This window comes from Nocardia sp. NPDC102475, from assembly GCF_055584605.1.
Genome location: NZ_JBVJLS010000058.1, coordinates 1 through 8,774, shown reverse-complemented (window position 1 = coordinate 8,774; position 8,774 = coordinate 1). Strand labels below are relative to the sequence as shown.

General features: G+C 59.0%; 6 protein-coding genes and 3 pseudogenes. 1 reads left to right on the top strand and 8 read right to left on the bottom strand.

Features of this window, described 5'->3' with window-relative positions:
• Positions 1–324 precede the first annotated feature (324 nt).
• The 8 genes and pseudogenes from ACZ60G_RS43905 to ACZ60G_RS43870 form a co-directional block, all read right to left on the bottom strand.
• A pseudogene (locus ACZ60G_RS43905) lies at positions 325–558 on the bottom strand (LysR family transcriptional regulator); the annotation flags it as partial.
• 25 nt (positions 559–583) lie between these two features.
• Positions 584–1,345: a crotonase/enoyl-CoA hydratase family protein gene (locus tag ACZ60G_RS43900; RefSeq protein WP_465818335.1), complete on the bottom strand. Its 762-nt coding sequence runs from the start codon at positions 1,343–1,345 to the stop codon at positions 584–586.
• A 79-nt stretch (positions 1,346–1,424) separates the two neighbouring features.
• Positions 1,425–1,526: pseudogene (locus ACZ60G_RS43895) on the bottom strand (3-hydroxyacyl-CoA dehydrogenase); the annotation flags it as partial.
• A gap of 2 nt (positions 1,527–1,528) precedes the next feature.
• Positions 1,529–3,166: an FAD-dependent oxidoreductase gene (locus tag ACZ60G_RS43890; protein WP_465818333.1), complete on the bottom strand. Its 1,638-nt coding sequence runs from the start codon at positions 3,164–3,166 to the stop codon at positions 1,529–1,531.
• Positions 3,167–3,266: 100 nt separating this feature from the next.
• Entirely contained in the window at positions 3,267–3,455 is a 189-nt protein-coding gene (locus ACZ60G_RS43885; protein WP_465818331.1) for a ferredoxin, read from the bottom strand.
• A gap of 111 nt (positions 3,456–3,566) precedes the next feature.
• Positions 3,567–4,745, bottom strand: a complete 1,179-nt coding sequence (locus tag ACZ60G_RS43880; RefSeq protein ID WP_465818329.1) for a cytochrome P450 — start codon at positions 4,743–4,745, stop codon at positions 3,567–3,569.
• A 152-nt stretch (positions 4,746–4,897) separates the two neighbouring features.
• Positions 4,898–6,388 carry an aldehyde dehydrogenase family protein gene (locus ACZ60G_RS43875; RefSeq protein ID WP_465818327.1) on the bottom strand — a complete coding sequence of 497 codons (1,491 nt, stop codon included), beginning with the start codon at positions 6,386–6,388 and terminating at the stop codon, positions 4,898–4,900.
• A gap of 92 nt (positions 6,389–6,480) precedes the next feature.
• The gene (locus ACZ60G_RS43870) at positions 6,481–7,326 is read right to left on the bottom strand and encodes a mycofactocin-coupled SDR family oxidoreductase (RefSeq protein ID WP_465818325.1); all 846 of its coding nucleotides are present in this window, start codon (positions 7,324–7,326) and stop codon (positions 6,481–6,483) included.
• 481 nt (positions 7,327–7,807) lie between these two features.
• On the opposite strand from ACZ60G_RS43870, the pseudogene ACZ60G_RS43865 reads away from it, so the two are divergent.
• A pseudogene (locus ACZ60G_RS43865) lies at positions 7,808–8,665 on the top strand (IS630 family transposase); the annotation flags it as partial.
• Positions 8,666–8,774: the final 109 nt, after the last annotated feature.

The window sequence follows — 8,774 nt, the reverse complement described above, 5'->3', positions numbered from 1 at the left end:
GCGTCCTGCCATGTCGATCAGTGTCCCTTCTCGGCCCTCACCAGGCCAAACAAGGACTCTAATACCGATCGGTCTCATTCATTGGGATCGGCCCAGGCGGACCCGCGGGTCCGAGCCAAAAGATGGAAAGGCCACCCGACGATCGCTGCCCCACTGAACCATGAAGGGTGCGGTCTCGAACGAATCACGCTATGAAACAACGCCATTACTCCAGCACCGGTGACCGCCACTACATCACAACCCGGTCACGTTTCCCGGACTCGGCCTTGCTCGACTGATGTGGTGCCACCAGTCACAAGCAGGGTCGTGAGCGTTGAAATGAGGGCTACGCTTCCTCAAGACGCGCATGGTGATCCGCGCGGAGACAAAGTGCCATTGGCGTGAGGACTTCGACGTGAGTTCGAGACGACGTCCGGTGCGGTCGAAAAGCGTTGTACCGAGACGGCGTTCCAATGTTCGGATCGCCTGTGAGAGCGAGGGTTGGGAGATGTAGAGCGACTGAGCGGCTCTGGTTTTGAGTGAAACTCGTCTGTCTGAGAACTTCCTCGGTCCGGTCACGGCCTCGGCGATCCGCCGTTTGCGGCTAAGCGCCGACCCAGACCGGCGGGCGCCTCTCTGCAAACGCCCGTGAGCCTTCCTGCGCATCGGCCGAGGCGAAGACGGGGTCTGTCAACGCGCGCTGTGCTACGAATACACTCGCGTCGGTGTAGTTTGCGGCCATCGAGAGAACTTGTTTGGTCGCGCGCACGGCAAGGGGCCCGTTTGACGCCACCCGCGCGGCGAGTTCTTTGGCGCCCGCTAGTGCCTGACCCGGTTCGGTGACGCGATTGACCAGCCCGTACTTGAAGGCGTCGTGGGCAGTCAGCGGATCACCGGTTATGGCCATTTCCATAGCCAGCGGGTATGGCAAAATTTTTGGCAGTCTCAGGAGACCGCCCGCGGCGGCGACGAGGCCACGCTTTACCTCAGGAATACCGAACTTGGCGTCGCTGGAGGCCACTATCAGGTCGGCAGCCAGCGCGAGTTCGAATCCGCCGGCGAGCGCCCATCCTTCGACGGCAGCGATCAGCGGCTTCTTTGGCGGACGTTCTGTGATGCCGCCGAATCCTCGACCGGGTATCGATGGGCGTTCACCACGCGCAAACGCTTTGAGATCCATTCCAGCACAGAATGTTCCACCCGAACCAGTGAGTATGCCGATGGTCAAGTCGCGACGGTTTTCAAACTCGTCTACCGCGTCGGCTAACGCCTCAGACACCTCCAGATTGACAGCGTTCTTTGCCTCGGGACGATTTATGCAGATGACGGCAACGCCGCCCGAGAACTCGGTCAAAACAACAGCCATGTCGATATTCTTTCGTCGGCTTACTGGACGTGGGCGGGCGACCGAAGCGTCGATCCGCGACGGTCGCCACGAAAGACCAGCGTGGGGCCATCCGGATCGCACCGTCGAGACGGATCGCCTCCCCGTTGATGTATCCATTTGTGAGGATGTGCGTGGCGAGTCGTCCGAACTCGTCAGGGCGCTTCATCGAGTCGGACATGTTCCTAGTGCGACATCGACCATCCTTGACACATCTACAAGCTTCCTTCGCGGACGTCGACCCTCGCGTCCCGCCGTAAGCTCATATGCGTCTATCGCCTTCCAGCCGCTATACCCAAATGAAGATGGCTGACGCAGCCTGATGAGCTCATCGAGATGCGGGCGGCCCTGGGAAGGCACTCGCAGTTTCCCGTTGCTGAAGTCGGCCAATAGCGATTCAACACTCTCTTGCGCACATTGTTTATTTGTGCCAATTACGCCAGACGGCCCGCGCTTAATCCATCCAGTGGCATATACCCCGACGAGGGGTTCCGCCGTAGCTGAATCGACAACGCGACCAGCGACGTTCGGCAACGTGCCAAGAACTTGGTCGAATGGCAGGCCAGACAGGGGAATTCCGCGATTCCCGATCGAGCGGAGAACCAGGCCGCAGTCGAACTCTTCGACGTTATCTGTCGGAGTGATATAGCCATCCACGAGCTCGTTACGTACAACTCGCACAGCTCGAACGCGGCCACTGTGCTCGACCAGCTCCAACGGGGACGATAGAAATCGAAATACGATTCGTCGCCGGCCCTCTGACTTAGGTTGCGCAGCAACCTGCTTCAAGAACTGTGTCTTTGGGTCGGGCGAAGAGAGAGCATCCGGCACCGTGGCAACGTCATAGTTGGTGAGACCGACAAGCTCGGACAGCGTGTATGCGGCATGCTCCGGGCCCCGCCTTCCGAGAACAACGACCTCTCGAATCTGACTATGTCTCAGAGCCTCAAGCGCATGATCCGCCATATCGGTCGTCGTCAGGTAATCGATGTCGCTCGCGAGTACACGCGCTACGTCGAGGGCGACGTTGCCGGTACCGACGACAACTGCACGTTCGACCCCGAAGTTGAAGCTCATATCCGCAAAGTCGGGGTGGCCGTTGTACCAAGCCACGAACTCGTTCGCCGAGTGACTCCCCTCGAGGAGTTCTCCGGGCACCCCCAGACGTCGATCGCGCGGCGCGCCCGTAGCGTAGACGACGGCGTGGTGGTGTTCGAGTAACTCGTCATGCGTGAGGTGAGTGCCGATCTCGACATTGAAATGAAAGAACAGACCACGACGCGAACCTGTCTTCGCGAACAACTTCGTGACGGACTTCGTCAACTGATGATCAGGCGCAACACCGAAACGAACAAGACCCCACGGTACGGGGAGTCGCTCGTAAACGTCGACCTCAACCTCCAATCCGCGGCGAGTGAGAAGTTCCTCGGCTGCGTACATGGCAGCTGGGCCAGAACCGACGACCGCTACACGAAGCGGACCTCTTTCATGCAGTTCGAATCGCCGTTTATTGGCGACTACCGGTGTAGTGGAATAGCCTTGATGTGAGGGTTCCTCATAATACGTCGCATTGATATCAACGAACGGAAGATCAGCATCTTCTAGGTCGTAGTCCGCCACGATGGCACTTACCGGGCATGCTGTCACACATGCTGAGCAGTCGATGCACACGTCCGGATCGATGTAGAGCATCTCGCCGGTGGCGAATCCGGGTTCATCGGGAGTTGGATGAATGCAATTTACTGGACAGACCGGCACGCAGCTGGCGTCTTTGCAACAGGATTGAGTCACAACATGAGGCATCTCTTGCTCCCTGACGTTGGGTTTCGGCCGATTCGGCCAGCAACTTTCGACTTATAACTCGCTCGAACGCCGACAGTCAGTACGTACCTCATAAGTTTCGTCATACGATGGTGATGGCTCGCTCAGGACATGCTCTGGCGCCCTGAGTAGCATTCTCTTCGAGCTCGACGGGGACTTCGAGCTCAGTGATAGTGCTGTAGCCGTCGTCGTCGATGTCGTAGAGCTCAGGTGAAAGTGAGTGGCACCGAGCGTGCCCGGCGCACACTTTAGCGTCTACGAGGATTTTCATAGGGTTCTCCTTCTCTGCTCGATGTCGACTGCGGGGCACCGAACTAGGCCGGTCTTGGTCCCCTAACAGCTGATCCGATCTGACGTGCAAGGCCGATGGGTCGAACGAAACCTAGAACTTCAGAATCAAGTTCTCAACGCCACGCAATCCAGGCGTGTACTGCACCGTGTAGTCCGCCGGAAGCGTGTACGTCGGCTTTCGCGCATGCCACTCACGCAAAGCAACGTCGAGCTCGAGTCGAGCAAGGTGGGAACCGAGGCACCGGTGAATACCAAGACCGAAAGCGGCGTGTGGGTTATCTTCACGCAAAAGGTCGATCTGTTCGGGTACGGCTACCCGAGCAGGGTCGAAGCCGGGTGTGGCATGCAGGATGTAAACCACCTCGCCTTTACGGATCTTGAATCCGTCTATTTCAACGTCCTCGACCGCGATTCGAAGAGCGATGGGACTTGTGACAATCCACCGAAGAAACTCTTCGACGGCGGTCGGGATCACGTCAGTGTCCGCCACGATCTGTTCGCGCAGTTCGGGCGTCCGGGCAAGGTCTGCGAACATGCACTCGAGGGTGCCCGATACGGTATCCAAGCCAGCGATGAAGAGAAGATGGCACATATTGAGGGTCTCTTCTCGTGTAACCTCGCCGTCGTTCTCCAATCGTACAAAGTACGACAAGAGATCGTCTGTCGGCTGCGACTTGCGTAGGTCCAAGTGAGACGAGAAGAGTTCGCGCAACTCGGCACCGGCGGAGGTCCTGATCGCATTCGCTTCCTCCTCGGTATCGGCGCTGGGCCGAATCACATTCTCCTTGAGGACGATGAAGCTATCCAGACCCTCGAGTGGGAGCCCGAGAAGATTCAGGAATACGCCAGAGGTAAACGGCAGAGCGAACTCGGTGCTGAAATCGCACGACGGGCGCTGATCGAACACGTCGATGCACTGATTGGCGAGCTTGACAATCTCTTCACGCAACTGTCCCACACGCTTCGGCGAGAACAGTGGTTCGAGCATGCGACGGTACCGGCGGTGATCTGGCGGGTCAATCTGTAGCGGAATGAGGCCACCCGCAGAACCGTAGAAAGCGGCATCAGGCCGAGACGAGAAGATCTCAGGATGCCGAAAGGCGAACTCGACTGCGTCTGTAGAGGTGAGCCAGACACCAGATTCCGTTCTCTGTCCGACTTCTCCACTCATCCGGGTCCAGTAGCGAGGGGTGTCGTCGCCCCAAGTGGCTCGGTTCAGACCATGCCTCAGCACGGTCACATCCGACTTCAAGGTCGTGGTGTCAGTCACGTGGTCTTCTCCTGACTTTAGAAATGGTTCTATTGATAACGCTGGTCTTCCCGCGTGTTTTCGCGGTCACGCAGAGGTACTCAGCGGCAGAGGCGGTGATCCGTTAAACGACAGATAACTACGTCATATCTTGGCGATTTGAGGATCGCTGGCTATCGGATCTCGACGGCGACCGACTTGGTCTCGGTGTATTGCTCGAAGCCTTCGAGACCGTTCTGCCGGCCGACGCCGCTGGCCTTGTAGCCGCCGAACGGAGAGTCTGCTCCATACCAGTTGCCGCCGTTGACTTGAACTGTGCCGGTGCGCAAACGGCGTGCCACGGCCAGGGCGCGCTCGTCGCTGGCTGCACTCACCGCTCCGCCCAATCCATAGATACTGTCGTTGGCGATGCGTACAGCGTCGTCGTCGTCGTCGAAGGGAATGACGACCACAACCGGACCGAAGATCTCTTCGCGCGCAATAGTCATCTCGTTGTTCACATCACCAAATACCGTAGGCTGCACGTAGTAGCCGCGAGAGAGGTGTTCTGGACGCCCTCCCCCCGTGACGAGGGTCGCTCCTTCGGCAACGCCTTTGTCCAGATAACCGAGCACGCGCTCGCGCTGCTTCGCACTGATCAGGGGACCGCAGATATTCTGCGGGTCCAAGGGATCGCCGTAGGGGACGGCTTCCCATGCTGCCTTGATCAGTTCGATGCCCTCGTCGTAGCGGGACCGGGGAAGCAGCACGCGGGTGGGCAAGGAACATCCCTGCCCGGCGTGCAGGCAGGCGAAAGTCGTAGTGGGAAGCTGCGTTTCGAAATCAGCGTCCTCCAGGTAGATATTGGCCGACTTCCCCCCCAACTCGAGGAAGATTCGCTTCACGCTCTCGGCGCCCTTTTGCATGATCCTCTTGCCGACCGCAGTGGAGCCTGTGAATGAGATTGCATCGACTCTTGGGTCGATCACCAACTCTTCACCGACAAGGTTGTCTGACGATGCGATGACGTTGAAAACGCCGGGCGGAATGTCGGTCTTCTCAGCGACCAAGCGCCCCAATCGAGTCGCGTTCCAGGGCGTATCCGGCGCGGCCTTGAGAATGACCGTATTGCCAGTCGCTAGAGCCTGACCCACCTTGTTCAGACTGACTTCCAGAGGTGCGTTCCACGGCACGATCGCACCGACAACACCAACAGGTTCCTTCCAGACGAACCGGTGGCTGTTGGAGCCGAAGTTGTGTCCATTTGCGATCTGTCGTTCCCATTGGAACTCGTCGATGAACTCGATCGGCCACTTCAGGGCCTCATCGAGTACCGCGTCGAGCTGGTAACCGTATGTGAGCTGAACCGGAGTTCCTACCTCTGCCACCAACTCGGCTCGAAATTCTTCTCGCTCGGACTCGAGCGCGGCCTGCAGTTGGTTGAGGCATCGCTTACGGAGTTCCCGATCGGTCGCCCACGCTGAGTTGTCGAATGCGTTTCGTGCAGCGGCAATCGCGTCTCGAGCGTCTTCGGGAGTGGCGTCGGAAGTCTGTCCGAGAACCTCCTCCGTGGCGGGATTGATGTTGTCGAAGTACCTTCCGGACCTCGACTCGACGAGCTTGCCATCGATGAACAACCGCGACTCGCCCTGGAGAGTCGCTGTCGTCTGGTGTGCTTCAGTCATTGGTGCTTCTTCCGGTATGAGTCATCGACGCCGGCTCGGCGGTCGAGTGCAGGAGATGCCGGGACGCGATCAGCCGAAGTGATCGCATTCATCTAGCCGAGGACGATGTCGTGTAGCAACTGGCCGCCGTCGACAGCCAGGACCTGACCGGTCACGTAACGGGATTCATCGGATGCGAAGTAGAGGAGCGCCTCGCTGATGTCACTCGGCTCCACGTAAGGGATCGGCATAAGTGCCAACGTCGCGAACGCGACCTCAGCCTCTTCGCGAGTCGGATTCTCGAGGTCGGGACGGAACAGCCGGTACATCGTTTCGGTGTGCAGCATGGGCGTATTGACATTCGTAGGGAGGATGGTGTTGACCCGAATGCTGTGCGGCGCCAGGGTTCGTGCGAGGTCCTTGACGAAGTCGACGAGCGTCCGCTTGGCGAATGTGTAGCCACTGCCACCGGGCCCCTGCCCCTCCGTGCCGCCCTTCATCATCGCGGCGACCGAACTCGTGACGACAATGGATGCCCCAGCAGAAAGGTGATCGATTGCGGCGGTGACTGTGTTGATCACGCCGGAGAGGTTCACGTTCACAACGTCCAGAAAGACGTGCAGAGGTAGCGGACCGAGCGGAGAGATACCGGCGTTTGCCGATACGATGTCCAACTTTCCAAACTCGTTGACAGCCTGGTCAACCGCCGCCTTCATTGCGCTCAGATCTCGAACGTCGGCCTGAATCGGAAGGATGCGCTGGCCAAATTTCTCAACCAGCTCAACGGTCTCTGCGAGGTCCTCGGGAGTTGCTAGTCCGTAGTTGACACCGTCGATCTGCGAACAGATGTCAATCGCGATGATGTCTGCGCCCTCCTCAGCCAGGCGCAGCGCGTGGCTACGTCCTTGTCCTCGCGCGGCGCCCGTGATCAGAGCGACCTTGCCTGCAACCCTGCCCATTGATGTCTCCTTCATTGGTTCCGAGTGAACGAACGCTCAACTAGATGCTGGATGTGCTTATGACCGATGGCCACGCCTCGGGGGACACGTGGTGTGATCGTGACCACCCCCAGAACCGTATGGCATGATGGCAAGAAGAATATGACATTGAGCCATATGCGTCTAGAGGGTGAACTCAATCACATTGAACTTTTTTTGCGTCACTGCACGAGGTCGGTGGTGCGATCAAGCAAGAGAGCCACGGAAACGGTCTCTGAACTGCAATAACCCGTGCTTCAGGGGTACCCGAAGCGCCTCTGGGGCGGAGCGACCGCGAGGCGTGGTCGATACGGACGCCCCGCTGCCGGGCGGGCATAGTTCGTCTGTGCCGGGAAACCCATATACCTGTCGGCGCAGCTAGTGCCTCGTCCAAGTGAGTGGCCGCTATAACCGGGTGTCGGGTTGATCGTGGACTCGTGGTCGGTGATATGAACGGGGGTTCGAGGCTCTGGACCCAAAACCGAGCGCGGGCAGGCCGAGGAAGGTCGATCGAACGACGCGTGAGCGGATCGCTTGTATCGCTCGATGCTGCCCGCGGGATCTGGGATGGCCGTTTTCGACGTGGAGTCTGTCCAAGCTGCGAGAAGTGTTGATCATCAACAAGATCGCCAAGATCAGTCGTGAGACGTTACGCAAGCTTCTCAAAGACGAAGGGGTGTCGCGGCAGTCCACGAAGACCTGGAAGGTAGGCACCGATCCCGAGTTCACTGCGAAGATGAACCGGGTCCTGGACCTCTACGACCAACGGCCGGCCGACGGGCGCGTGATCTGTGTGGACGAGTTCGGGCCACTCAACCTGCAACGCCGGGCCGGTCGTGGCTGGTTTCCGCGTCGACATCCGAGACGGTTGCGCGCGACCTATCGGCGCACGCAAGGGGTGCGGCACCTGCTCGGCGCTCTGGACCTGGCCACCGGCAAACTTCACCACCGCATCCGAGGCCGTAAGCGGTGGCGCGAGTTCTTGTTGTTGTTGAAGTCGTTGCGCGCACGCTGGCCTGGTGAACGGCTCTACCTCATCGCCGACAACTTCGGTCCGCACAAACACCCCGAGGTCCGCACCTGGGCCGCGGCCAACAACGTCGAACTGGTGTACCTGCCGACCTATTCGTCGTGGCTGAACTGGATCGAATCCGAATTCGCGGCACTACGCTACATCGCGCTCAACGGCACCGACCACCACAGCCACGACGAACAAGACGCGGCGATCGGCGCCTACATCCGCTGGTACAACCAGCACGCCCGACCCAAACGCGACTTCGCCATCAACTCCAAATCCGGCGACCCGATTACCTACCGATAGTTGCTTGACGAGGCACTAGTGTGTCGCGCCTGAAATTAGGCAAGTAAGTATGTAACCTATTTTGTGTGTCGCATCGTGGGCCTTCTGCTGTCGAGATTGTGCTGTCGGA